Raw genomic sequence first — 25,897 nt, forward strand, 5'->3', positions numbered from 1 at the left:
ATACTAAAAAGCCCCGATGATAGGGGCTTTTTTAATATGGTTTACCGGCTAAGGTGTGTGACCGATTAAATCGTCATTAACGTAGACAGCCCATTTTTCAAAAATTCGCATGAATTGATGGTAGCTATCCATTGATGTTTGAAGCACTTTTTCATCCCAATCCCAACCTTCTTGCTCATCAATAAAGCGAGCAACGACTCGACCTGACTGGGAGTTAACCAGATACAAGTCTAGCGTGACGGTACCCACACTCTCGCTATAGGTGGCGGCATTGCCTGCGGCATTTTTTCCGTCGACATTGGTTAAAAAGACTTCACTCAACATTGGCACAACTAAGAGGGTTGTATCACTGCGCTCGGTGGCAAACTTAAGCTGGCCTTTTTTGGTGATGATGTCTCGAAATGAATGATCAAACATCACCTGGATATTACTTTTGACCTTTTCGAGCTGGGCTTTCATATCGCCTAGCGTCGCAAATTTGCTGCGATAGGCATTTTTACGAAATTTAACGTCCGACACTGCCAGCAGTAAACTGTCGTATTGTGATAAATCCACCCCGTCCTCGATGTAGAGTTGGGTCACTTGCTCGGAAGCCACCTCTTTCAAGTGATCGAGCTTGGGGCCGTCACCGGCTATTGAACTGGTACTCGTTAAGCCGGCTGCAAATGCCGCAAGTAACACCATGGATTTTACAAAAAGTCTTGTCATAGCAGTGTCCTTTCAACTAGTTACGTTGGGCTGATTCAATTAATCCATCGTTAAGATCACTGGCCCAGCCTTTGACCATGCGGCGTGATTGATGACGGGTTTCAGTCGATGATTGACGAACCATCTTGCCCCAATCAGTTGCTTGTTTGTGATCGACGATACGTGCGAGTATTTCGCCACTGACCGAGTCATACAACTCTAATACCAAGGTCATTTCACCGGCGCTTTCGGCATAGGTTTTCATGCTGCTGGTACTGCTGGCTTCATCCAGCGTTGTGAGGTAAACGTTGATTAATTTAGGCACCACCAACAGAGTGCTCTCGCTACGCTGATTGGTAAATTTGAAGTCGCCTTTTTCGTTGATCACTTCGCGAAACGTGTCATCGAATAGCACCTGCAATTTATCACTGGCTTTGGCGATGCCTTTTTCCATTTGGTTACGGCTAGCAAATTGCGAGCGGTAGGCATTTTTGCGAAAAGCGACATCAGCGACTGCTAACAACATGCGGTCGTAGTCAGCAAAGGTTTCACCTTGTTTGAGGTACAGTTCTTTAACTTTTTTTGATTCAACTTTGACCAAGTGATCGTAGCTTGTTTGAGGTTCTTGATCGGCGGCGTACAGAGTGGTGTGGCCTAGGGACAAGCTTAGGCTGGTCACTATCATGACGAGCGATGCGAGATTTCTGGCCATTTGCAAATCCTCATTATTCGTTGCGGCATAGTTAACGGCGATTATCGCGAGGGCAACTGAATGTAATCTGAATAATAGGTACGCTGCATTGTTTCCGTTATTAATCCGCGTCAGCCAAAGGCTTTAAGCCTACTGCAGAAGCGTCAAACCGATCGACTTTAAAATACGCTTTTTAAGTTATAACTGCATGTCAAAAATACAAAAATTTTGAGCTAGGTACGCATCGTTAGTGATTGGCGAGGGGCGATAGATTGATGATTAATACGTTGATGTTGTTGTGCTCGATCAACCTGCAATGGGTGGGAAGAAGGCGAAACCATTGATGGTGCTCACCCATGAACACAAAAGCGATGGCCCATTTACCTTGTTGTTCTGGTAACGGATTGATTACATCGTCATATGGTCAGTGCTGGTTTATCGCGAGTTGCGTGACGCCAATGGTAACCCAGCAGTCAATATCTTATGACGACACGTCGGTGGCTGAGCCTATGCGCCGTTAACCTTTTTGAAATAGGTAATAACCGGCGGCAACCGCGCCAAAACAAACCCCAACATTCAATACCATGTTGGCAGCCATCTTCATCAATGCGCCTTGATGGAGTAAGGCTAAGTTGTCCATTGAGAAGGTTGAAAAAGTGGTGAGGGCGCCCAACAAGCCAACGGAAATCAATGCCCGCCAAGGGCTGCCAGGGATCTGTGATTGCTCTAATAGAATGAACATCGCGCCCATGCAAAATGAACCGAGGATATTGACGGTCAGGGTGCCATAAGGGAAACCTTTGCCGAACAACTGCAGGCATAAATCCGAAATCAAAAAACGGAGGCAAGCGCCAATAGCGCCACCCATGGCGATAAACCCGAGCGTTGAAAAATAACCCATGGTGAGTTGTACGTTGTTGGAATCAATGGTGCTTAGTGTATGGGGGAAGCTGGAGGTTTACCAGTCAGAAGCATTAAGTGTTTGAATCAGCCGTGTAATTTTACAAATTTTGCAAGCAGCTGATCTTCTGTTTCAACATGCTCAGCATCAACTTCAATGCAATCAATCGGGCAAACCGACTCGCAAGTTGGCTTGTCGTAATGGCCGACACACTCGGTACAGCGATCCGGATCGATCTCGTAAATCTCCTCGCCCAAAGCGATCGCTTGGTTTGGACATTCAGGTTCACACATGTCGCAGTTAATGCAGCTGTCGAGGATAATTAGAGCCATTTCAGTTAGTTATCTTGCTTCTTCAGTTAGAGAGGTTGTGGCAGAAAAATGTGCGGCGGATTATCGCAGATTTTAAGGCGCTATTCTTTAACTTTAGCTGTTACGGCGTTGGCGACAAGGCAATGAGGCTATACAAACGGGCGGCTGCCGTCAGGACTACATGCGCCAAAGCGAAACTGGCAAATGCCGATCCCCCTAAACAACGATAGCCGGATCATTGTTAGGTGGTTAGAAGCTGCTTAGCTTTGAGACGCTCAACTCCGCTGACGAGTATTTAAAGCCAACGTTTACGTCTAAACAGCACCAGCAGGCCGGAAGCGACAAGCAACATAAAGCCCCACAAAATAAAGTAGCCGTATTTAAACGATAGCTCGGGAATGTGCTCGAAATTCATCCCGTAAATACCGGCAATAAATGTTAGCGGAACGAAGATTGCGGAGACCACGGTTAGCAATTGCATGGTCTTGTTCAGCTGGTGCGAGCTCAGTGAGATATAACCTTCAATCAAGTCGCCGCATAGGTCGTAATACATGGCTGTTAAACTTTCTAGACGCTCAAACTTATCGAATACATCGCGAAAGCTGTGCTTTATTTCTGCATCATCAATCGCGAAATGATTCACATCGCCAGTTAATATTTGGCGTACCATCTTTGCGTGGTAAGACTTGATTCGGTGCAGTTTTCGAAGGTGCGACTTAAGAAGAATGAGTCGGTGCATCAACTCATCGTTAGAACGAGTTAACATCGCATCTTCCAAATCACTAATTTCATCTTCTGCTTCCAGAATAGATTCCGTGTATCGAATCGCAGACGCATTCATGATTTTGCTGAGCAGTAGTGCAGGTGATTGAACATAGTGATTGAGCTTTTCATCTTGCCACATGGCTTCAACACCAAATGATGGCTCGGTTCTTCGGGTGATCAGAATGCGATCGCCAACAAAGGCAGCGAGCGCCATCGTTTTTACATCGAGGAGCTCCTCCGTTTTACTAAAGCCTCGATACAACACAAAACTCAATTCCTCGAAGCTTTCAACCTTTGGCGGCCTTCTGTCTCGCTGTGCATCTTCAATTGCTAGCGCGTGGCAGCCCAGTTCATGCAATAAAGCACGCTCCTGTTCTTTCGGCTCTTGAACTAAATCGATCCAGATAAATCCATTTTGTGCACGCCACGGCTCGACTAATTCGACTCCCCCGACGGTGAGCTGATGATTTGCAAAATACGCCACTCGTATCATAACCAAAGCCTCTTATGCGTGGTGTGCTGGTCTAAAAGGGTAATCAAACTGATTCATCAGGTTGAATTTCATGCCACAAACGAAGAAACGTACGCGTTGCCCGTTGCTGTAATTCGGCAACCTGTTCGGTTGGGCAAAACATGGTGATCGTCAGCTTGTTTTTGCCAAGCTCCGTGGTACTCAACGCAATAGAAGGCGCAACCTGTGTTGCTTCAATATCCATGCGTTGATGCAGGAACCCTGAATACCGGCTTGCCGTTTCTCGAAACGGCTCCACCAATTGATTCAACTCGGCTTGCAGCGGCTCGATAATTGGCTCGATGTTGATATTGGCTTCACGGACAACACTGAAGCTGTGCATCACATAGCGCCGCATGAAATTTAGATTTTTAGCCGGGTACAACAGCAATGTATTGTTAGGGATATATAGCGTTTTGCCGGTATAGCTGTAATCACCAGACAAATTCACTTCTTGTACCGTTGTTTTGACCCAGTCGACATCAACAACTTGGCCTGCCATACCATTGATATCAACCCAGTCGCCGATGCGAAATTGGCGGTTGATGCTCCAAACAAAGAACCCCAACAAGCACTGTAAAAACTCTTTTGTTGCCACGACAATTGCCACCATGAAGGCGGCGAGAGATAACGCGACATTCTGTAGTTCAGATAGCCAAATAAACCCAATAAGTACAACCATTATCAGTGAGCTGACATTTCTGATGCTGCTGGCTCTGTGCTGTTGCTCGTTGGGTTCAATACCTTGCAGAAAGTAGCTAAATGTGACTTTTCGGAGCAAATAGGCGCCGATTAAAAGAGCAATGCTGAGCGCGATTTTTACAAGTGGCTCGGTCACTAGTGCGATCCTTATTGTGGCAATAGCTTAGGGTGAGGTTTCACTGCCGATAACATTCACAGGCTCCCTTTTCGTGAGGCGGATACAAAGATAGCTTGGGTCAATTTGATTGGTGGCCTCATTCGTTTGGCCACCAACCTATCAGCTTAGACTCCAAAGTAATGAGCCTAAACCGAGGAATAAAATAAATCCGACAATGTCGGTTACGGTCGTCAGAATGACGGCTCCGGCTACAGCCGGGTCAACTTTTACAATCTTCAATACAAATGGGATCAGGGTTCCAGACGCCGCAGCAGCAAGGCCGTTGATGAAAATAGCGATAGTGATAATGCAACCTAACCCTGCAGAATCGAACCATTGCCACACGATAATACCAATCAGGCTGCCCAACACTGCGCCATTGATTGCCGCCACTTTAAGTTCCTTTCCGAGCAGCATACGAATATTACTTGGGTGCAAGTGGTTCAACGCCAAGCCCCGCAATGCCACCGCTAAGGTTTGGCTACCGGCGATTCCGCCCATGCTTGCGACGATGGGCATTAAAATGGCTAGCGAAACGACTTGTTGCAGGGTTTTCTCAAACATGCCGATGACGGCTGAGGCCATAAATGCAGTCAATAGGTTAGCCAATAACCAAAAAGCTCGGATTTGGGCGGCTTGTTTAATCGGAGTAAATAGATCTTCTTCTTCCGAAGCTGCTTCTGAAACGAAATTCTCTAAGCTTTTCTCTTTCAGCCGCAGGAACAAGTTCTCTATGGCAATCACGCCGATGACCTTGTTGTCTTTTACCACGGGTAGCCAGCCGCCAACTGGCAGCCCACTGACACCCTGAGCCGCATCTAGCAACTTTTGCTCGTGATCTAAAGGCGCCATTTGCTCTGCGATTTTATAAGCTTTGGTAACGGGATCGGTATTGTATAAACCGTGCCAGTCACACATACCCACGAAGTTACCATCGCGGGCGATGAGACAAATCGCCTGTGCCTCAGGCTGCTGTTGAAGTTTTTCTTGAATGCGCTTGAGGCTTGAGGATGACCGAATAATCAGCACCCGGCTGTCGACATAACGGCCGACTTGCTCTTCTTCGTACGTTAATGCGGTTTGTAGTTGTTCACTAAGCTCAGGCTCCTGTCGATCTAAAAACTCATCGACAACATGCGACGGCAATATATCAGCAAAGAAAATTAGGTCTGACTCAGACATATCGTGAGCCAAACGACGCTGCTGCTCAGCGGTTAGGTGAGTCAGCAAGTGCTGCGCTGTTGCCGTTTGCAACAAGTGCAAAACAGCCCACCATGACGCTTGCTCAATAGCCGCCCAAATCTGAGGCCGGTAGCTGTCGGCGACTGACTCGATCAGGTTTGCTAAATCCTCATGTGGCGCGCCTGACAAATAACTCAAGTCGAGCGCGTCATCCGTGGCTTCTAGCTTTAACTGTTGCAGCGTGACAGCAAGTAAGTTCGAGCTACCAGCGTCGGCGTAATGCGTTGGCTCACCGGACATAAATCAGCCCCTTAAGGAGATTCAATTAAAAATGATTGTGATGGATCGACCAACACTCGGTCGCCCATTCCTTCTCGGCCTAGCAACATCAGGTAGCTCATGTCTTCGCGATTACTTAGCGTTACTTCAATGGGCCATTGTTGCTCGCCCATGCGAATTAAGGTGCGAATCACACAGCGAACTTCCGCACCACCATTTGACGACTTGATGCGCCTCGAATCATAGAGAGGTGCTTGGCACTGAACCACTTGCTCTAAATTGTAGATATCCGGATGCAAATCAAAGCTGACATAAGGACGCCCCGCCTTTGTCATTTGCTTTAAATTATCGACATGCAAGGATGAGGTTTTTGCTCCGGTATCGACTCTAATTTGTAAATCAGTAATGCCCAGCTCGGGCAATGCACAAAGCTCTAGGCTCCCAATCACCATTTTTTTCATGTGCTGTCATCCTCATTGCATTGATATGGGCATAACCACATCTTGCAGCTTTTCAATGTGCTCAACAATTTCTTCTGGCTCTTCATCAAAGTAGGCGATGTGATAGATGGCATCACCTTCTTGCGCCAGCGGAATGTTTTGTTTGCCGATGACGATACCGGCACGGCTCGCCTCGATTTGACCCAAGCTGGTGCCCATTGGGCTGTGTACTTGTGCCAATACCTGACCTTTTTCTACATTGGCTCCGAGCTTGACGCATTCGTGCAGCAGGCCACTCGCAGAGGAGCGAATCCACTCACTTTTGTTGGCAATAAACGGCTCCACGTTTTTGTGTTTGCGATGGCGAACCATCTCTAACTCAGCCAACACGTTGAGAATACCGCGCACACCAGCTCGAATAGATAACTCATCAAACCGCAACGCTTGGCCTGCCTCATAGAGCAGGATTCGAGTACCGTTTTCTACCGCAGCTTCACGTAACGAACCATCACGTAAATCGGCATTGATCAGTACTGGCACACCAAATTTTTGAGCGATGCGAAGTGTTTCTTCGTCGGCCAAATTGGCGCGAATTTGCGGCAAGTTCGAGCGATGAATCGCACCGGTGTGCAGATCAATACCGTAGTCACAATGGGCTACGATTTCGCGTAAAAACGTATTTGCCACGCGCGCCGCCAACGAGCCTTTTTGTGAGCCGGGAAAGCATCGATTCAAATCTCGTCTGTCAGGCATGTAGCGGCTTTGGTTAAGAACGCCGTAAACATTCACCATGGGCACTAAAATCAGGCTGCCATTGAGCAGCCTAAATTTTTGCTCGTGCATTAACCGACGAATGATTTCAATACCGTTTAGCTCGTCACCATGAATCGCAGCGCTAACAAAGACCGTCGGCCCTGCTTTTTTGGCTCGCCTGACATACACAGGTATTGATACATCCGTATCGGTATAAAGCTTGGCGACCGGTAACTTCAGTTGAAGCGTTTGGCCGGGCGCAATGTCGTGACTGCCAATACGTAGGTTCATTAGCCTGTTCCACGCGTTCTGTTACGATTTGGTTTTGCATTTTTTTCAATAAATTCATAGATCAAACCAGCAACATCTTTATTGGTCGCGAGCTCGATGCCTTCCAAACCTGGCGATGAATTTACCTCCATCACGACAGGGCCGTTTTTGGACTGCAATATATCTACCCCGCAAACATTGAGGCCCATCGCTTTCGCAGCTTTTAACGCCGTGGCTCGCTCGTCTTTGGTTAAACGAATCAACTTGGCTTCGCCGCCACGGTGCAAATTGGAGCGAAATTCGCCTTCTGGGGCTTGGCGTTTCATGGCTGCAACAACCTTATCGCCAACGACAAAACACCGAAGATCAGAGCCTTTCGCTTCTTCAATGAACTCTTGAACTAAGATGTTCGCCTTTAACCCCATAAACGCTTCAATCACGCTCTCTGCAGCTTTATTGGTTTCGGCCAAAACCACACCGATGCCTTGCGTGCCTTCGAGCAATTTGATGACACAAGGAGCACCGCCAACGTTGCGGATCAAATCTTGAATTTTGTCGGGTTTGCTTGCAAAGCCAGTGCGTGGCAAACCGATCCCTTTGCGAGACAGCAGCTGCAATGAGCGCAACTTGTCACGAGAGCGGCTAATCGCCACGGACTCGTTAACACAGAAGGTTCCCATCATTTCAAACTGGCGCACGACCGCTGTACCGTAAAACGTAATCGACGAGCCGATTCGTGGCAGCACTGCGTCATACACAGGCAGATCTTTACCCATATAGCGCACTTTGGGATTGCTACTGGTAATGTCCATGTAGCAATGGAGCGTATCGATGATATCAACTTGGTGGCCGCGTGCTTCCCCGGCTTCTTTTAGCCGACGGGTTGAGTAAAGCGATTCGTTTCTTGAAAGGATGGCAATTTTCATTCGTTTATCTCAATTCTAATGTTCTAAGTTTGTTCTGCTAATTGACGGGTATCGCCATCGTGGTTGCGGCGGTAGCTGGTGACTGCGTGAAAGCGTCTTTTGTTTCGCGCAAGTCCAACATATTTGAGCCACACTTTTTCCAATTCGGTTTGTGCTGCTTGCTCGCCACGAAGTACCGCTAAAAATTGCGACTCTGCGTCGCTTTCAGGCTGTAATTCCCCACGCTCAAGTTGAGAGAGTGTTGCGCCGTACACTGTCAGTAAGTCAGATTCTTTGACGGTAAAATCACCCGACTTTTGGAATCCTCTGGCAAATTTCTGTGAATCGTAAAACCGGGTTGTTCCTAAGCGGATTTGCGTATTCATTTCCTGTTCTCCATGGCGGCCACGTTGGTTGTTGTTGCAACAAAATGTGCGCGGAAAATAGTCGCGTTATCAGCAAAATTGAAACGAATAATTTTTGTCGTAACTACAAATTTTGTTTGTTAATCTGCGGCAGCGAACAGGTAGGGGATTCAGATGGATGTGAAAGTCTTCCAAACGTTTTTGGAAATTGCGAAAGAACGCCATTTTGGCAGGGCGGCCAACAACCTCTACATCACTCAAGCGGCGGCTAGTGCACGTATTAAGCAATTAGAATCGTTTTACAGCGTCAGCCTTTTCAATCGCGATAGGAATGCCATCAAACTGACCAGTGCTGGCGAACGTTTGTTGCCTTATGCAGAACAAATCGTACAAACCATTGTTCAGTCCAAATCGGCTCTTGCAATAACCCAAGAGCAAGCCGTGCAACTGGTACTCGCAGGTACACCCAATAGCTGGGATGCTTTTCTCCATAATGCGTTCGGCATTATTAGCGAAACATTTGCCGGGTACGCCTTTAGTGTTGAAACCTTAAGCCGAGAACAAATTATTCGTTCGCTGCTTGAGCGCACCCTTGATCTTGGGGTGACCTTTGACCCCCTCAAAACCGAGGAAATCCATTCCACCGTTATTGCCCAGCCGGAGTTGGTCTTGGTCAGCTCCAAGCAGCAAAGTCGCTTAGAAGCAACGGCAAAAAACTACATTTACGTTGACTGGGGAACACGCTATGCCAATGAGCATACCGAGCGCCATCATGATATTCCGCCGCCGGTTTTAAGGACGTCGAACGGCAGAATCGCATTGGATTTTATGTTGCAAAAAGGCGGGGCGGCCTATTTGCCGCGTGCGATGGTTGAGCCATTTCTAGATTCTCAACAGCTCTATTTACTGTCCGAAGATGATAGCTGGCTGCGACCGATTTACCTGAGCTACCGTAAGAATTCACCGAGTTTAGAGGCCATTCAAAATTTAGAGAAGCTTCTGACTCAAACCGAGCCTGAAGCTGCCTTTGTCATTAAGCAAGCGGGCGAGAGTTAATTAACCCCTGCCACCATTGTCTATTTCTAGCCTGCTCCACAAATAATTTTTACCTTGCCGATAAATTAGTTTTGTTTTCCAAAGTTACGATTTCAGTTTAGAAAAGTAACTCGGAATCAAGCTGATAGGAGCAAGTGATGTTGCGCGAATTTGATTCAGATGACGAGTATTCGGAAACGGTCGATCTCGATGCGCTAAGTGAAGATGAAGCCTCTTTAAGTCGACGTGAAAAAGCTAAAAGAAAGCTCGCCTTTCGTAAGAAGCAAGATGTTCGAGACCGACTCTACCAACTGCAAGAACAAAAGTGGTTACAGCAAGAAACCGAAGACTTTTACGATTAACAGCGTGATGGCAAAGGTAAATACAGCATGAAACATACACTATTCGTTATGACAGCATTATTGAGTGTTGCTGCACTGGCAGCGGGTCCGGCTCCTAAAGATGTTTACGAGGAAACGGTTGAGCTCTGTAATGAATGGGCAAAAGACGATGGCATACCAGCCACAGAGGTCAAAGCCTACGTTGAAAAATGTGTTCAACAGGATTTGGAAGACATGGGGTATACCCTTGAAAATCCAGCGGATGCAACCGATGCCTTAGCACTCAAGAAGGGTGATGAATAACCTCTCATGCGTGGCTCACGACGGTCGTTTGGCCTCATAATTAGGCCAAACGATGCCAATAAAAACACCAACGCATGCAGCCCTAAAGCGAACTCATTTTGAGTGATCGGCAACTTGTGCTGAGAATTTTATAAGCTCGATTTGGAGTTATCGATGTTTGCTAAAGCGTTTTCCAGTTTATGTTGGCGAGCTTGAGGAGAGCGACTAAAGCGGCCGAGCAAATTATATAAACACGGGATCACTACTAACGTGATAACCGTGGATAACAGCATGCCGCCAACGATCACTACGCCGATGGAAAATCGATTTTCTGCCCCTGCACCAGACGCCAGTAGCATAGGAAGAGCGCCCAGCAAGGTGGTGCAGGCGGTCATTAATATCGGCCGAAGACGATAACCTGCCGCGGTTAGTGTCGCATCGGAAATAGAATGGCCCTGATCGCGAAGTTGATTGGCAAATTCGACGATGAGAATGCCGTTTTTGGTCACCATGCCAATCAACATTAGCAGGCCGAGCTGCGAATAGATGTTGAACGTTTCCCCTGCTAATAAGAGGCCGAGTAAGCCGCCCAACAAACCAAGCGGTACGGTGATCATCACGATGCTCGGGCTAACAAAGCTTTCAAACTGCGCCGCCAAAATCAAATAACAAATGAGCAATGCCAGCCCAAATAACAGTGTCACGTCTCGCTGACTATCGAAGTATTCCTTTGATTCACCGGCATAGTCGAAGGTGTAGCCGGAAGGCAGTATTTGTTGTGCTTCGGCAGTGAAAAAATCCAACGCTTCTCCAAGGGTGGCTTCGGCTGTTAGGTTGGCCTTGATGTTAATGGACTTTTTACGCTGATAATGAAACAGACCACGTGCTGATGCCTGCTCTTTGGCCGTGACCACGGTATCGAGAGAAATCAGTTCGCCCGATTCGCTTGGTACATAAATCTTGGCCAGATCAGTTTCCGACATGAACTGATTTTCGTCTGCTTTGAGATAGACGTCGTACTCATCGCCGCGTTCTTCAAATCGCGTTTGGTTACGTCCGCCTAACAGCACCTCAAGGGTTGAAGCAATAGCCTCAACCGACACGCCGAGCTGGCGAGCTGCGGGTAAATCAACAGTGAGGATCAGTTCTGGCGTGGTCGGGTTGTAATCTAACTCAACACCTTCCATTAAACCGCTAGCAGAAGCTTTGTCCGCGAGTTTTCGCGCCAGCTGCCAGAGTTGATAGTAATCTTCACCTTGCACCACAAACTGCACCGGCTCGCCCATGCTGCCGCCAAACCCCGGTACGTAAGGGATCACTTTTACATCGGGCACATCCAGCGTGGCCTGCCGAATCATTTCCACCACATCGTAGGCACTTTCATCACGGTCTTGCCAGTCTTCCAACTGAATGATGAAAAAACCTTGGTGATCGGCCCACGAGCCAAATGCTGGGGCAGAATAATTGAGTGAGCGAATTGGACCATTGTCACGCAACGGCGTTAAGCGTTCTTCGATGGCGGCCATGCTCGTTAGCATGCGCTCATAGCTCGTTGCCTCAACGCCGCCGACGTAAACATTAACGGTGCCGCGGTCTTCTTTCGGGGCAAATGCCTTCTTTTGCGCCTGGTAGCTAACAACTAAGCCAACTAGGGCTACGGCAATAATGGCAAGCGCTAAGCTGCTGCGATGGAGTAGTTTTTTGAGGAGTCCAACATAGCCTATGCGAAGCTTTTCTAATCCTTTCTCAACACTGGATTGAAACGCATTTTGACGAGTTTGTGCCTGTTTAAACAAAGCGCCGCCCATGACCGGAGCGAGCGTCAAAGCAACAATAGATGACACCACAATGGCCGCAGAGAGCAACACCGCAAATTCGGTAAACATTCGCCCCATCTGGCCATCCATGAACAGTAGCGGAAGAAAGACCATAACCAGTACGACGGTGGTGGCGATCACCGCAAAATTGAGCTCACGTGCACCTTTGAAAGCTGCGACAAGTGGAGATTCGCCATTGGCACGATGACGAGCAATGTTCTCGGTTACAACAACCGCGTCATCCACCACCAAGCCAATCGCCAATACCATGGCCATTAACGTCACCAAATTGATGGAGAATCCTGCTAAGTAGGCCACGGTCAGTGATGCGATGAGGGAGATCGGTACGGTTACCGCAGGAATCAAGGTGGAGCCTACGCGGCCAAGGAATAAATACAGCACGAGTAGCACGAATATCGCAACGTAACCGAGGGTGTAGTAAACCTCATCGATTGCCGCGCGAATGAATTGCGTGCTGTCGTAGTCGATGTACAGCTCAGCCCCTTCGGGCAAAAATTGTTGTAGGTATGGCAGTTGCCGTCTGACTTCGTCGGCGACATCGAGTGGGTTTGCTTGCGACATTGGCACAATGCCAATGCCGTAGCTGTCGACACCATCGGCTCTGAATGTGGTGGTGTCATTTTTGGCGCCCACATAGATGTTGGCAACGTCGCGTAAATAAACTGAGCCATCGACACCGCTGGTCAGTTGGATGCTTTCAAAGTCTTGTTGTGACTGATATTGGCGATCTACGCGGACGACTCGGTTGAGGCTGTCGTTACGAATATAACCGGCTGGCAATTGAATATTTTCTTGCTGCAGAACCGCAATAATATCTTGTGTGGTCAAGCCGCGAGCGGCCAACTGAGTTGGGTCGATTTCGACGTACATGACCCGCTCAACAACGCCTGATGTATTGACGGCGCTAACGCCGGGTAACAGACTTAAGCGCTCAACGAGCACCCGCTCCGCAAAGTCACTCATGTCGACCCGATCCATTTGCGAGCCAACTAAATTGAGCCACATGATGGGGGCGTTATCGCCATCATCTTTGCGGATTACAGGCTCATCAACGTCGTCGGGCAATTCATTACGGGCACGGTTAACTGCATCGCGCACATCGCTGAGCGCCTCGAGCATGTTATGCCCTTGCTTAAAGGTAATGGTTACGCCGGACCAACCGTCCCAAGAGGATGACCAAATGTAATCAATGCCATCAATGCCGCTAAGTTGATCTTCAATCGGGTTGGTTATTTGACTTTCTACAATGTTGGAGGCGGCGCCGCGGTACGCTGTGCCAACAGAAATAACGGGGTGATCGATATTCGGCATTTCTCGCACAGGCAGTAATGTCAGCGAGACCAAACCAAACACAACGAACAAGGCACTGACCACAATGGCCAGTACCGGGCGAAACATGGCTAAATCCGATAGCCTCATGAATTGGTTTGCTCGATAACCTGTACTCGCATGCCATCGTTCAATTTGACCAAACCTTCAGTCACGATTTCATCTCCTGGCTGAAGACCGTCGATGACTTCCACTTCATCGGCGTTGCGAGCACCCAGCTCAATTTCTACTTTCTGGACCCTGTCGCCATCGAGGCGATAGGCAAAACGCTGATGGCCTTCATAGGCAACGGCCTGCAGCGGCATGCTCAAAACCGCTTCGTCAGCTAATGGCAAATCCCCAGTGAGGAATGAGCCGGGCAGCATGTGGCCATCATCATTGTTGATGACCAATTGCAGGCGCAAGTTCAAGGTAGTTTCGCTGACGCGCGTATCCATATAAGCCAGCGTGGCGACTATCGATTGACCATGCAGTTTATTGCTGCTGAGCATCAAGCGACTGCCAACACGAATTCGATGTTGATATTTTGCCGGTACCGAAGCATTGAGCTTAAGCTCGCTGGTGTCATCCAGCGTGGTGAGGACCGAGTCGCTGTTGACCAACTGACCCAAACTGAGATCGACCAAGCCGACCGTGCCGGCGAAGGGGGCTCGAATGGCTCGATCCGCCAACGACGCTTTGGCCAAATCTAATTCTGCTTGCTGGATAGCAACTTGAGCGTTGGCTCGATCTACTTCTGTTTCGGATACCGCTTGTTGCTTAAATAATTGGTTGATTTGCTTCTGATGACGACGGTCATCTTGCAACTTGGCAAGCTCCCGATTGACGCTGGCTTGCTGGTGACGATTATCAAGCTGAATTAACAATTGGCCTTGGCGAACCTGTTGCCCTGACTCAATGTTAATGGCCGTGATTCGGCCATCGACCTCTGGCGTGATGTCTACCGCATGATGGGAAAACACGGTGCCTTGTAGTGGAATACGCTCCGCAATCGATGCTTTATCTAAGGTTTGGACTCGAACACTAACGGCATTGTTGGTTTGCACAAGAGATGCTTCTGCAGGATCGCTAGATAAAGCCAACCAGCTTGCTGTTACTGCCACCGTTAAGCCAACCACTACTGCAGTTAATCGCATCGAACGTTACCTTCTTAACAACCAAGTTAAACCGAGAGAAATAATAGTATGGACGCCAATTTTAGCAGACGAGATGGTTAAAAATCGTCCGGCAATTTGTAGTTTTATGGATCGATTTTGTTGTGGTTTGAGCGATGAATGTAGCGGCTTGGTTGCGTTCTTGCTGGTGAGCAAACATTGCGGGTTGCCCGTCTGGCAGCTGCCAATTTGTTGGCTCAATTGGGCGCCAAAATTAACGGGGCCGAGCGCTTAGATATTAATCCCGCTCAACCATGCCGTTTCAATATGTGAACCTGTGAAGGGCGTTACGCAGGGCACGAAACTACAATGGCTAATGTAGTAACAAAAATGTCTATTTTTCAATGAGATCTATTTGTTGACACATGTCACGTTTTAGCGTCGTATGTATGATGTGTAAGGAATTTATAAGCTTAAAAACTGCTCTGGAGATTAAATGGAGGCTTTCGTCAATCAAAACCAACGCCAGCTTATGGACTCAATGCCGTCGGTTACAAACTGTAAAAATCAATTAGACCACCTAAATAGCTGGTGGGGCAAAATTTCTCTGATCGGAAAAATAAATAGTTACAACATAGACACAATGATTTTCTCGGATATGAATGCGACAAAAGAGAAGTTAGGTGACTTACAACAGCACTTGATAGAAAATTTGTTGACCGAAGAAGTTAAAAAAAAGGTACTCGATTCAGGATCGAGGGCCCAAGTTGCCATAGACATATTAATCCGGAATCTATTTGAAAGAACGGCGGATGTTGGTTTCTTAGCCACTGATTCCGATATTCGAAACTTTCTTCAGCTTGCAGATGCTTCTCATCTAGACATCGAAAACTTGAGAGAGCGGCTCGTTGAGTACGTTAAAAAATATTCGGTCTATCACGACATCATTATCACTGATACAAAAGGCGACGTAAAAGTTCAGTTAGATACATCAAACCCTATCGTTCAAACTCATGACCCGTTAATCAACGACGCCATTAATAGCTCTGCCGACTACCTCGAAGTTTATCGCCATACGGATATGAAACCGGCAGAGAAAAATTCACTCATTTACGCGTGCAAAATCACCACAAGCAATCAGCCAAATTCAAAAGTTATCGGCGTTTTATGTTTGTTCTTTAAGTTTGAAGATGAAATGAAAGGGATTTTTGAGGATCTGAATTCAGACAACAGCAGCTACTTGATGCTAGTTGATCAGCATGGCGAGATACAGGCATCTAATCACTCGTGCACCGCAGATTTAAGCCGGATGGAGCCTAGCCTCACACCTGAAATCATCAATTTTAATCATAATTCTTACATTACGATCTCAGCTAAAACGAAAGGCTACCAGGGTTTTCATGGCTTAAACTGGTACGGGCGTAGCATGCTACCCGTTAACGAAACATTTCCTTCGGGCATCAGCGAAGATGAAGTGAAACATAACGGCAATGCACTCACCAATTTGACTCAATCTTCTCTCTTTTCAAGCACACTAAAGCAAATCTATTTTAACTCTCGAGATGTAAATGAAGATCTCAAATTAATCGTTCTAAACGGCATTATTACCGCAGCACGAGAAGATGCAGCTGAATTTGTGCCTGTACTTGAAGAGATAAAGAAAATCGGCGACAACACGGCTGCGATTTTTGGCGAATCTATACTTCGCTTGCGAAACACGGTCCTTTCATCACAACTACAAAGTATGCAATTTATTGCTCGGCTCGCTGTGGATATCATGGATCGAAATTTATATGAGCGGGCCAATGATTGCCGTTGGTGGGCTTTAACAACAGGGTTTAGAAAATTATTGGCAAAGGATTCTCTGTCTGCTGACGAACAAAGTGAATTGACCGCGACGCTTGTCTACATCAATGAGTTGTATACGGTTTATACCAATTTGTATCTATATGATAAAAATGGCGAGATTCTATCTGTATCTAACCCCAATGAACGTCAACTTATTGGCCAACATGTTGATGATTCAAGTGGTGCGGCTCAGGCCCTTAAGATTAAAGATTCGCAACAATATTCGGTGTCTAACTTCGTCTCCTCGCCCTATTACAATGATAAGCCTACTTATATTTATAACGCTTCAATCACGGACTTAAACAACTCTGAACGCGTTTTAGGGGGGATCGGAATCGTGTTTGATAGCGAACCCCAATTTAAGGACATGCTAACTGACACGCTCCCTAGGAATGAACGGGGTAGTGTGGTTGAGGGGTGTTTTGGCGTCTTTGTGTCCAGAGATGGTCGAGTGATTTCGTCAACAAACGAATCGCTAGCAACGGTTGGTACTATTATTCCACTAGAAGCGAGTCAGGTTTTATCGATTGAAAATGGCCAGAGCTTAGCTGAATTGATGACGTTTAATGGCCGTTCATATGTCGTTGGGATTAGTGCTTCTTCTGGTTATCGCGAATACAAAACGACGAGCGATTATACCAACGATGTTGTCTGTTTAATCTTTTTGCCGTTTTAGTTTTTCACCATCAAAGTTGCCAGATTCGGCTGGTTTAGGTTTAGCGAATGCCGCGATAACCGTTAGCTTGAATAGCCCAATACTTGCCGAATGTGCGCTAACTGTTGTGTTACCCACTGCTTGTTCACGGCTCCCCAGTCATTGATACGGTAGTAACCGTCTTTGGTGGCACCAACAAATTCACACTCAATATCTAGGTCGGCCATTGCACTAATGGTGTCTTGCGCAGTGCGTCGCGGTAGTCCTAGCTCGGCTTCCAGTTTAGGAACCGTATTGATGCCTTGTTCGATTAAGTGGGCTACCAGTAAACGTCGATAAAAGCTGGTTTTGGTGCGGCTAACTGACATGGACATCCTCGGCTTTAAGCTGACTTATTCTGACATTCGCCGCACAAGCCATTTAACTCGAACTGGGATTGGAGCAAGGTAAAGCCGGCTTCCTTGGCTGATTTCTCGATTTGCGTGATGAGTGGGCTGCTCATACTGATTTCGCGGCTAGTACCGCAGGATTTACACACCAGAAAGAATTGCTCGTGATGGTGGTGATCGCAGGTTAGGTGGGCGCAGGTTACATACTTATTGGACGAAGATAGTTTGTGCACCAGATCCATTTCAACGAACAAATCTAAAATCCGATACACAGACATGGCTTGTATGGAGTGCTCATTCGTTTTGTTGTAAACATCCACCAATTCATAGGCCGACAAGGGCGTTGATGCTGACAGCAGCAGTTTGAGCAGAGCCTCGCGCTTTTCGGTAAATCGAACTCCTGTGTCGTGGCATTTCTGCTTCGCGCTTGCTAAACCGCGTTCAACATTCATCGTCATTGGTCTATCTGGTTGGTGGACGAAGAAACTCTATCACAGCTCATGGATGGCTCCTATCTGGCCGGCCGATTTTCGCATATAACCACCTTGACCAATGTGTTGGGATTTACCGGTTGTATCGATGCTTGTCTTGGTGAAAGTCAATGGCGAACCCAAAAGGCGGCTAAACTTTGATCTTATGTCAACGTAACTTCATCGGTGATGTTCGCTCGTATCGGTGCTCATTCTAGGGCTGATAGCATGGAAGTGGCTGAAATAAATAGTTTAATTGATACTTTTAAAGCCAATGCCGGTAGTGGCTTGCTGTTACTTTTTTACTATTTACTGCTTTATGGTCGCCGCCTCATTGAGGGGCTAGGGTTGAATCAGAGCAAAGGGCACCGAGCAGTCGATATCAAAACTCGGCTGGAAGTGGAAAAGCTCAAAATCGAGTTGGCGCAGCAAAAGCGTGAGTCTGGGCTAGATGATGCGCTTTTGAAGCAAATTGAAGCGGAAACGCTGGCTCAGCTTGGCCCCAAAAGCACCCATCAATTCAACAATAAGCAAAAGTTTGTGGCCATTCCTTTTATGTTGTTGATGGGGTTAGTGACCTTCTCAGAAATCAATGACATCCAAACTGCGGGTGGTTCCAGCGAAGATATTTTCGATACCGTGTTTGGCTACGTCTTTATCTGCATCGTGGTGGTGATTGGGTTTTGGGGTATAGAGCATTTGCAAAAGCGCCCGCCATCGAAAGCACGAACGGCAGGCTTTGTGGCTTACTGGACCTTTGCCATTTTCATTATTGCGGCTTTCATTGCCTCGGCGATTGAAATGGCCATTGGCGTGATTCTGATCTCGGACGACTATGTCGGCATTTATTTTCTGATTGGTTTGGTGAGCAGTCTAATTTTAGGCGCATTGAAAAAATTGCCGGGTATGAAAGTGGTCGAGATATCGCCCGAATCGAAAAAGCAATCTACTGGCGCCTCTCATGCGTAAGCTTAGATTGGCAGACAAATTGTGATTTGTATCAAGGAATGTCTTGAAAGCGGCACGGAGCAGGCGTAATTTTATCGCTTGCTGATGCTGCGCTTCCGGGGGGAATGGCGTGGCTTGGCCACACTTGCCGCCTTAGTCTAAAAAAAATGCAATGTTGTCACTAAATTGTTGAGAAAAGTTAATTAGCGAATGCTAATGTTAAGGCTGTTTTTTCGAATCACACCGAACCTTTCCGAACCGGTTCGTCGCAGCAATGTTATTGGATGACGTGTTGTTCAGTGCATGCTGTATTACGGGAGCCTGAGTAATGAATGAAACTGTTGTCGAGCTATCGCGCTTTCAGTTTGCGTTTACAGCCATGTACCACTTTATATTTGTCCCCTTGACCCTAGGTCTTACCTTCATGCTTGCCATCATGGAATCTGTCTATGTGATGACAGGCAAGACAATCTACAAAGAAATGACCAAATTCTGGGGCAAGTTATTTGGCATCAACTTCGCCATTGGTGTTGCCACGGGCATCACCATGGAATTCCAGTTCGGCATGAATTGGTCTTACTATTCCCATTATGTCGGTGACGTATTTGGCGCACCGCTGGCCATTGAAGGGTTAATGGCCTTCTTCCTCGAATCTACCTTTGTCGGGTTATTTTTCTTTGGCTGGGATCGAATGTCGAAAGTGAAGCACCTCATGGTGACTTGGCTAGTGGCGTTTGGTAGTAACTTCTCCGCGCTGTGGATTTTGATTGCCAATGGCTGGATGCAAAACCCGTTAGGGGCTGAATTCAACCCCGACACCATGCGCATGGAAATGGCGAGCTTTGCAGAGTTAATTTTTAATCCGGTGGCGCAAGTGAAGTTTGTGCATACCGTGTCTGCGGGTTATGTCACCGGTGCCATGTTCGTACTGGCCATCTCGTCCTATTACTTACTGAAGAACAAAAACGTTGCCTTTGCTCGCCGCTCCTTTGCTATTGCGGCTTGTTTTGGTCTGGCCTCATCGCTCTCGGTGATTGTGCTGGGCGATGAAAGTGGTTATGAAATGGGTGATGTGCAGCAGGTCAAATTAGCTGCCGTTGAAGCCGAGTGGGAAACCCATGAACCTCCGGCCGCGTTTACGATCATTGGCTTCCCCAATGAGGAAACACAAACCACAGATTTTGCACTGAAAATCCCGTATCTGATGGGCATTATTGCGACCCGCTCATTTGATGAGCCGGTAACCGGATTAAAAGACTTAAAGGCGCAAAATCGCGACAAAATCATTCGAGGCGCCGAAGCCTACCTGCTGCTCAAAAAGCGCCAAGATGTTGGGCTGAACGAGCAAGAATCCTTGCTGTTTGACCAAATTAAGGGGTCGTTGGGTTACGGCTTGCTGTTAGAGCCATTTGCCCAAAATATGGCGGCGCCAACGGAAGCTGAGTTGGATGCGGCGGCAGACTATAGCCTGCCCAACATTGCGCCCATGTTCTGGAGTTTTAGGATCATGGTCGCCAGCGGCTTTTTAATGCTGATTATTTTTGCCTACGCATTTTTGCTCAGTACTCGCCACCAAATCGACAAGCCTAAGTGGTTCCTAAAAGTGGCGCTGTACAGCTTGCCATTGCCATGGATTGCCTGTGAAGCCGGTTGGTTCGTCGCTGAATATGGCCGACAGCCATGGGCTATTGCCGAAGTGCTACCGATTCATACTGCTGCGTCTAACTTAGCCGTGAGCGATCTTGTGATTTCATTGGTTGCTGTCGGCGTGTTCTACACCGTGATGTTCATCATTGCTTTTGGATTAATGGTTAAGTTTGCCAAAAAAGGGCCACAACACAGTGGCGATACCAGCCGAGAACGACCAACCGTTGCTGACACTTCAGTGACCACAGAAGGAGCGAAAGCATAATGGATTACGAAACGCTACGACTAATCTGGTGGGTGCTGGTTGGTGTTCTATTGATTGGCTTTGCTGTCACCGATGGCTTTGATTTGGGTGTGGGTGCGCTACTGACCTTGGTGGGCCGCACCGACAATGAACGGCGGGTGATGATTAACACCATCGGCCCCCACTGGGATGGTAATCAGGTTTGGTTTATCACTGCCGGCGGCGCCATCTTTGCGGCTTGGCCATTGATATATGCGACCGCATTTTCCGGTTTTTACCTCGCCTTAATGCTGACCTTGGCGGCATTATGGATGCGCCCGCTGGGCTTTGATTTTCGCAGCAAGATTGAAGATCCGCGTTGGCGTAGTGGCTGGGACTGGGCGCTGTTTGCTGGCGGGTTAGTGCCGGCACTGATCTTCGGTGTTGCTTTTGGCAACTTGCTACAAGGTGTACCGTTTGAGTTTGATGCTTACCTAAAAGCCACATACACCGGTAGTTTCTTCGGGCTACTCAACCCATTTGCCATTTTGGCAGGGTTGGTGAGCGTCAGCATGTTATTGATGCACGGTGCCGTTTGGTTGCAGCTAAAAACGACCGATATGGTGTACCAACGCTCGGTACAAGTGGCAACGATTCTTGGTGTTGTAACCGCCGCACTGTTTGGTTTAGCGGGCTTGTGGGTACATGTTGGTCTTGACGGCTACATCATTACCTCGGCCATCGACCCATCGGCGCCTTCTAATCCGCTGCTGAAAACTGTTGAGGTGGCACCAAATGGCCTAATGACGAACTACAGCATTTATCCGTGGATGATGATTGCGCCTGTTCTGGGTATTGGAGCGGCTCTTGCCACAGCATTACTGTCATTGCGTAACGCGTCCGGCTGGGCCTTTCTGACCAGTTCATTGAGTATTGCTGGCATTATTTTAACGGCGGGTTTTTCGATGTTTCCGTTCTTGATGCCAAGTACCACCCAGCTTAATGCGTCGTTGACCATTTGGGATGCGACTTCGAGTCAGCTTACGCTGAACGTCATGTTCTGGGTCGCGATGGTGTTTGTGCCGATCATTTTGGCTTACACCAGCTGGAGCTTTTACGTCATGCGGGGCCGTTTGAAAGCGGCTGATATTGAATCAAACAGCAGCCATGCGCTGTACTAAAACCGTGGGATAAGGAGAAAAATATGTGGTATTTCACTTGGATTTTAGGCGTATTGCTGGCCTGTTCATTCGGCATTATTAATGCGCTGTGGCTGGAATCAACCGAAGACATGGATCGGCCTCAAAACGACGTTGAGCCTCACTAAGTTGAAAGTTAGCCTCATTTAGGCCGGGCCAAGCTCCGGCCTTTTTTATGACCATGGATGGTCGGTATGTTCACTTATGCAGGAGCAATCGGTGAACGGAGCAGGGATGGTCGGTATGTTCACTTATGCAGGAGCAATCGGTGAACGGACCATGGGTGGTCGTTAGGTTCAATTATGTTGGCGTCATTAAGGACAAAAGCATCGTCTTTCAACCCATGCAACATCAAATTGACTTGGAATTAAATGCAGTTACGCAAACCACTCAGCGCTGAACATGAGCGCGAGCTTTATCAATGGCTGACCGCTCAAGGTAAACCGCTTCACCAGCAACAGTCGCTGCTGCTTTTTATCAGCCTTGGCTTATTTGTCAGTAAGCTGGTGTTGATGTGGTGGCTTACGTTAATTCTCCATCAGCTCATTATTGACGGTAATCAGCCGCCTCTCACTCAGTTTGGTATTACTGGTGCTGCGCTGCTGAGCCAATCGATGCTGACCTTCGCTAAAGCCCGAGCAGGCGGGGCGTTCCAGTCAACGTTGTTCGAACGCCTGCAAGATCGTTTAGCTCGCGTATTGCGGCAACACAACTTGGCACTGATCCGACAGCAACCCGTCGCCCATTGGCAAGCCTGCAGCATTGATCGGATCAGCGTGATTTGTGATTTTTACGTCGACTTCTTAAACCAACGCAAGTTGGCCTCCATTGCCCCTGTCATTGTGTTGATTACCGCGTTGGCGATTAACCCTTGGGTTGCGCTGATTCTTATGATTTCGGCGCCCCTTATTCCCGTATTCATGTGGCTGACCGGGATGGGCGCGGCATCGGCTCACCGACAGCATTTTCAAGCGATTGACCGGCTCAGTCACCGATTTTTGGACCGTTTGCGCGGGCGTCGTTTATTGCAGTTATTTCAATCTAAAAATCGCACCATAGAGAAGGAAGTTGATGCGCTGGATTGCGCCGGTCAGGAGCTAAACGAACGGACTCTTAATGTGGTGCGGATGGCATTTTTGTCTGGCTCGGTGCTGGATTTTTTTGCCACCGTGGCGGTGGCGTTGGTAGCCGTATTTGTTGGTTTTAGTTTGCTGGGCGAAATTCAACTGGTGGGCTGGTCAGGCCCCATTGATTTTCAACAAGGCTTGTTCTTGCTGCTGATCACGCCGCTTTTTTACAGCGAACTAAAGTTGCTAGGGCGGTTTTACCACACCAAATCTGAAGCCATTGGGGCTGCGGCCGAACTAAAGCCGGTTCTGGCGCTTGAAAACCAACAACCGATTGCGCAGGCGTTGCCGCTGAATTGGCCGCCGAGCCAGTTGCTTGCGCAACAACAAGTGGTGCTGACACTGCCAGCGGTTCACTTGCGACAAGGGATGCGCATTAATCTCAGTGGCCCTTCGGGCGCCGGTAAAACGCTACTGCTTGAAGCGTTACTCGGTCAGCAACACGTAAAACCACTCGTGCAGGGCGACAATACACAGTGCTCAGATTCACTCGCTGCGCTAGAACCATGTTCTGTGAGCTGGTTGGGGCAACGGGCGGTGATTGGCTCAGGCTCAGTACGACAAAACTTATGCTTAGGCCATGCACTTACTGATGATGCGTTGTGGCAGGCGCTCTCGCAGGTGCAATTAACGCAGCGCATCGAGGAATTGCCGCAGCGGCTCGATACCGAACTAGGTCAAAAGCCCCCGTTATCTGGCGGTGAACTGCATCGGCTGGCGTTAGCGCGGGCCCTGTTGCATGCCAATCCCGTGATATTACTGGATGAACCAACCGCGCATTTGTGCCAAGAGCAGCATCATCAATTGGCTGAATTGTTAAACCATCAACTGCAAGGCAAGACCTTGATTTGGGTGAGTCATAAGCCATTGCCCGCAGCCTGGTTCGATCAGCATTGGCGTATCGACAATCGTCAATTGGAGGTGATGGACTCAATCAGTGGCGACTCTGTCGGCGGGGGTTGTGATGAGTAGAACGCTTCGCGCGGCATCTTGGAGTCTTAACTTAGTCAATGCGCTAGCCGCGATTAGTTTGTTGCTAGTGTCGGGCTGGTTTATTGCAGCGTGTGCGCTGGCTGGCTTGCCTCAAGCGATAGCTGGGTTCAATTACTTGTTGCCTGCAGCGGCCATTCGTATGTTGGCCATCACCCGTATTGCTGCTGGATATGGTGAAAAAGCTGTGGGCCACGCGGTACTGTTAGATGATTTACAGCAGCTGCGTATGCGCTTGTTTCGAGCGGTTTTAAAGCGCCCCGACACAGCTTCCGTGCGAGCGGAACAGTTGCAGCAATTGAGCCATGATATTAATCAGGTAGGTAACTTGGCGTTGGCAGGTTGGCACCCGCTCATGGCTGGGTTGCTGGTGTCGTTAGTCGTTGCTGTGTTGTTGTGGTGGTTGTTACCTTCTGGGGTTGTCGGCTGGTTGGTCGTCCTGGCAGCCGCTGGATTCATGCTCCATCGTCATCGCGCTTGGTTAGATCCATGGATGAAACAAACACAAAGCGTTCAGCGACAATGGCGCCACCTGTTGGAAAATGAGTTGTCGCTGGCGCCAGTTTGGTCTCAGCAAGCGATCGGTGGCTTACATCAATCGATACAGGATGGCCGTCAGTGGCAATTGCTGCAGCGCCAATTCCGACTCCGCCAAGGTTTTTATGAAGCAGCCTTCGTGCTGTTGTCAGGCTCTGTGCTACTCCTGTTTTTATGGAGCCTCGGATCGACTGCCAACGCGCTAACCATGTTGTTTGTGGTTGCCTTACTTGCTGCGCCAGAGTGGTTTGGACTGGCATTTGCCGCGCTGATGCCCTTGGTTGCTGGGCGCCAATCGAAGCGGCGGCTTGCCACAACGGCTCATGTTGCCGAAACCGACCAACAGCCAGAGCAGATGATTGAACCGGCTAACTCACCAGTAAATAGCTTAATGCTCCGGGAATTCCAATGGCGCTACTCAGACGTGGCAGGCGCGCCTGTTTCAATCAACTTAACTGGCCAACAGCTTGTCTGGCTAAAGGGCAGTTCGGGAGCAGGGAAAAGTTCGTTGCTGTTAGCAATGGCGGGCCTGATTGAGCAAGGCGGGGCATTGGCGCTAAATGGCACATCGGTGACCAAGCAAAGTTGGCAACAGCGGGCTCGTCGATTGCATTATGTCGAACAGTTTCCTTACGTGTTGTCCGACACCTTGCGACAAAATTTGTTGTTGGCCGCGCCTAACGCCAGCGACCAGCAATTGATGGCCGTGCTATCGGAAGTTGGTTTGGGTTCATTGGCCGAAGCCCTTGATGACTGGGTCGGCGAATGTGGTCGGCAACTTTCTGGCGGCGAGATAAAGCGATTAGGCGTTGCTCGGGCCATGTTGCTGGGCGCGCCAGTGTGGTTGCTGGATGAACCGTTTGAGGGGCTTGACCAGGCTGCCCGAGAAGCATTATTGGCTGCGTTAAATCACCACAAATCGAATCATTTAATCGTGGTTGCATCACATCAATGGCCTGCGAGCGCATTAGCCGATGTTGAAATCTCATTGGACTAATTGCGCCTGCTGCTCGCTAACTGAGCAAG

General features: G+C 48.3%; 25 protein-coding genes. 10 read left to right on the plus strand and 15 right to left on the minus strand.

Going from position 1 to position 25,897, the window contains the following annotated elements:
- Positions 1–48: 48 nt before the first annotated feature.
- The 11 genes from K0504_RS01200 to maoP all read right to left on the minus strand — a co-directional run bounded on the left by K0504_RS01200 (position 49) and on the right by maoP (position 8,940).
- Positions 49–708, minus strand: coding sequence for a hypothetical protein (locus K0504_RS01200; protein WP_220102311.1), 660 nt, complete (start codon positions 706–708; stop codon positions 49–51).
- Positions 709–724: 16 nt separating this feature from the next.
- On the minus strand, positions 725–1,399 hold the full coding sequence (locus K0504_RS01205) for a DUF3313 family protein (RefSeq protein ID WP_220102312.1): 675 nt from the start codon (positions 1,397–1,399) through the stop codon (positions 725–727).
- Positions 1,400–1,895: 496 nt separating this feature from the next.
- The gene (gene crcB, locus K0504_RS01210) at positions 1,896–2,279 is read right to left on the minus strand and encodes a fluoride efflux transporter CrcB (RefSeq protein WP_220102313.1); all 384 of its coding nucleotides are present in this window, start codon (positions 2,277–2,279) and stop codon (positions 1,896–1,898) included.
- A gap of 86 nt (positions 2,280–2,365) precedes the next feature.
- On the minus strand, positions 2,366–2,611 hold the full coding sequence (locus tag K0504_RS01215; RefSeq protein WP_220102314.1) for a YfhL family 4Fe-4S dicluster ferredoxin: 246 nt from the start codon (positions 2,609–2,611) through the stop codon (positions 2,366–2,368).
- Between the two features lie 274 nt (positions 2,612–2,885).
- On the minus strand, positions 2,886–3,839 hold the full coding sequence (locus K0504_RS01220) for a magnesium transporter CorA family protein (protein ID WP_220102315.1): 954 nt from the start codon (positions 3,837–3,839) through the stop codon (positions 2,886–2,888).
- Between the two features lie 52 nt (positions 3,840–3,891).
- Positions 3,892–4,704 carry a mechanosensitive ion channel family protein gene (locus K0504_RS01225; RefSeq protein WP_220102316.1) on the minus strand — a complete coding sequence of 271 codons (813 nt, stop codon included), beginning with the start codon at positions 4,702–4,704 and terminating at the stop codon, positions 3,892–3,894.
- 141 nt (positions 4,705–4,845) lie between these two features.
- Positions 4,846–6,207, minus strand: a complete 1,362-nt coding sequence (locus K0504_RS01230) for a magnesium transporter (protein ID WP_220102317.1) — start codon at positions 6,205–6,207, stop codon at positions 4,846–4,848.
- Positions 6,208–6,218: 11 nt separating this feature from the next.
- Positions 6,219–6,647 carry an ATP-dependent zinc protease family protein gene (locus K0504_RS01235; RefSeq protein WP_220102318.1) on the minus strand — a complete coding sequence of 143 codons (429 nt, stop codon included), beginning with the start codon at positions 6,645–6,647 and terminating at the stop codon, positions 6,219–6,221.
- Between the two features lie 12 nt (positions 6,648–6,659).
- Positions 6,660–7,670, minus strand: a complete 1,011-nt coding sequence (locus K0504_RS01240; protein ID WP_220102319.1) for a succinylglutamate desuccinylase/aspartoacylase family protein — start codon at positions 7,668–7,670, stop codon at positions 6,660–6,662.
- Positions 7,670–8,575 carry a 30S ribosomal protein S6--L-glutamate ligase gene (gene rimK / locus K0504_RS01245; protein ID WP_220102320.1) on the minus strand — a complete coding sequence of 302 codons (906 nt, stop codon included), beginning with the start codon at positions 8,573–8,575 and terminating at the stop codon, positions 7,670–7,672. Before rimK ends, K0504_RS01240 begins: the two co-directional genes overlap by 1 nt.
- A gap of 23 nt (positions 8,576–8,598) precedes the next feature.
- Positions 8,599–8,940, minus strand: a complete 342-nt coding sequence (gene maoP / locus K0504_RS01250; protein ID WP_220102321.1) for a DUF413 domain-containing protein — start codon at positions 8,938–8,940, stop codon at positions 8,599–8,601.
- A gap of 153 nt (positions 8,941–9,093) precedes the next feature.
- Between maoP and K0504_RS01255 the strand changes: the two genes are divergently transcribed.
- The 3 genes from K0504_RS01255 (at position 9,094) to K0504_RS01265 (ending at position 10,598) form a co-directional block, all read left to right on the plus strand.
- Positions 9,094–9,975, plus strand: a complete 882-nt coding sequence (locus K0504_RS01255; RefSeq protein WP_220102322.1) for a LysR substrate-binding domain-containing protein — start codon at positions 9,094–9,096, stop codon at positions 9,973–9,975.
- 137 nt (positions 9,976–10,112) lie between these two features.
- Positions 10,113–10,316, plus strand: coding sequence for a hypothetical protein (locus tag K0504_RS01260; protein WP_220102323.1), 204 nt, complete (start codon positions 10,113–10,115; stop codon positions 10,314–10,316).
- Between the two features lie 27 nt (positions 10,317–10,343).
- Positions 10,344–10,598, plus strand: a complete 255-nt coding sequence (locus K0504_RS01265; protein ID WP_220102324.1) for a hypothetical protein — start codon at positions 10,344–10,346, stop codon at positions 10,596–10,598.
- A 128-nt stretch (positions 10,599–10,726) separates the two neighbouring features.
- Here K0504_RS01265 and K0504_RS01270 read toward each other — a convergent pair whose 3' ends face one another.
- Together K0504_RS01270 and K0504_RS01275 are read right to left on the minus strand one after the other, a co-directional pair.
- Positions 10,727–13,813 (minus strand): efflux RND transporter permease subunit, encoded by a 3,087-nt coding sequence (locus K0504_RS01270; protein ID WP_264082951.1) that lies wholly within the window; start codon positions 13,811–13,813, stop codon positions 10,727–10,729.
- A 17-nt stretch (positions 13,814–13,830) separates the two neighbouring features.
- Positions 13,831–14,880 (minus strand): efflux RND transporter periplasmic adaptor subunit, encoded by a 1,050-nt coding sequence (locus K0504_RS01275; RefSeq protein WP_220102326.1) that lies wholly within the window; start codon positions 14,878–14,880, stop codon positions 13,831–13,833.
- Between the two features lie 454 nt (positions 14,881–15,334).
- Between K0504_RS01275 and K0504_RS01280 the strand changes: the two genes are divergently transcribed.
- The gene (locus tag K0504_RS01280; RefSeq protein ID WP_220102327.1) at positions 15,335–17,362 is read left to right on the plus strand and encodes a cache domain-containing protein; all 2,028 of its coding nucleotides are present in this window, start codon (positions 15,335–15,337) and stop codon (positions 17,360–17,362) included.
- Between the two features lie 62 nt (positions 17,363–17,424).
- Here K0504_RS01280 and K0504_RS01285 read toward each other — a convergent pair whose 3' ends face one another.
- Positions 17,425–17,709: a helix-turn-helix domain-containing protein gene (locus tag K0504_RS01285; protein ID WP_225917889.1), complete on the minus strand. Its 285-nt coding sequence runs from the start codon at positions 17,707–17,709 to the stop codon at positions 17,425–17,427.
- 14 nt (positions 17,710–17,723) lie between these two features.
- Positions 17,724–18,188: a Fur family transcriptional regulator gene (locus K0504_RS01290; RefSeq protein ID WP_220102329.1), complete on the minus strand. Its 465-nt coding sequence runs from the start codon at positions 18,186–18,188 to the stop codon at positions 17,724–17,726.
- A gap of 240 nt (positions 18,189–18,428) precedes the next feature.
- Here K0504_RS01290 and K0504_RS01295 point away from each other — a divergent pair, with 240 nt between their 5' ends.
- The 6 genes from K0504_RS01295 to K0504_RS01320 all read left to right on the plus strand — a co-directional run bounded on the left by K0504_RS01295 (position 18,429) and on the right by K0504_RS01320 (position 25,868).
- Positions 18,429–19,169 carry a hypothetical protein gene (locus K0504_RS01295; RefSeq protein WP_220102330.1) on the plus strand — a complete coding sequence of 247 codons (741 nt, stop codon included), beginning with the start codon at positions 18,429–18,431 and terminating at the stop codon, positions 19,167–19,169.
- A 307-nt stretch (positions 19,170–19,476) separates the two neighbouring features.
- Entirely contained in the window at positions 19,477–21,060 is a 1,584-nt protein-coding gene (locus K0504_RS01300; protein ID WP_220102331.1) for a cytochrome ubiquinol oxidase subunit I, read from the plus strand.
- Positions 21,057–22,199, plus strand: a complete 1,143-nt coding sequence (gene cydB, locus K0504_RS01305; RefSeq protein ID WP_220102442.1) for a cytochrome d ubiquinol oxidase subunit II — start codon at positions 21,057–21,059, stop codon at positions 22,197–22,199. The genes K0504_RS01300 and cydB overlap by 4 nt, the downstream gene beginning before the upstream one ends.
- Before the next feature lie 23 nt (positions 22,200–22,222).
- On the plus strand, positions 22,223–22,345 hold the full coding sequence (gene cydX, locus K0504_RS01310) for a cytochrome bd-I oxidase subunit CydX (RefSeq protein WP_220102332.1): 123 nt from the start codon (positions 22,223–22,225) through the stop codon (positions 22,343–22,345).
- A gap of 243 nt (positions 22,346–22,588) precedes the next feature.
- Positions 22,589–24,316: an ATP-binding cassette domain-containing protein gene (locus tag K0504_RS01315; RefSeq protein WP_220102333.1), complete on the plus strand. Its 1,728-nt coding sequence runs from the start codon at positions 22,589–22,591 to the stop codon at positions 24,314–24,316.
- The gene (locus tag K0504_RS01320; protein ID WP_220102334.1) at positions 24,309–25,868 is read left to right on the plus strand and encodes an ATP-binding cassette domain-containing protein; all 1,560 of its coding nucleotides are present in this window, start codon (positions 24,309–24,311) and stop codon (positions 25,866–25,868) included. Before K0504_RS01315 ends, K0504_RS01320 begins: the two co-directional genes overlap by 8 nt.
- Positions 25,869–25,897: the final 29 nt, after the last annotated feature.

The sequence above is a fragment of the Neiella holothuriorum genome, from assembly GCF_019457915.1.
GTDB classification, from domain to species: domain Bacteria; phylum Pseudomonadota; class Gammaproteobacteria; order Enterobacterales; family Neiellaceae; genus Neiella; species Neiella holothuriorum.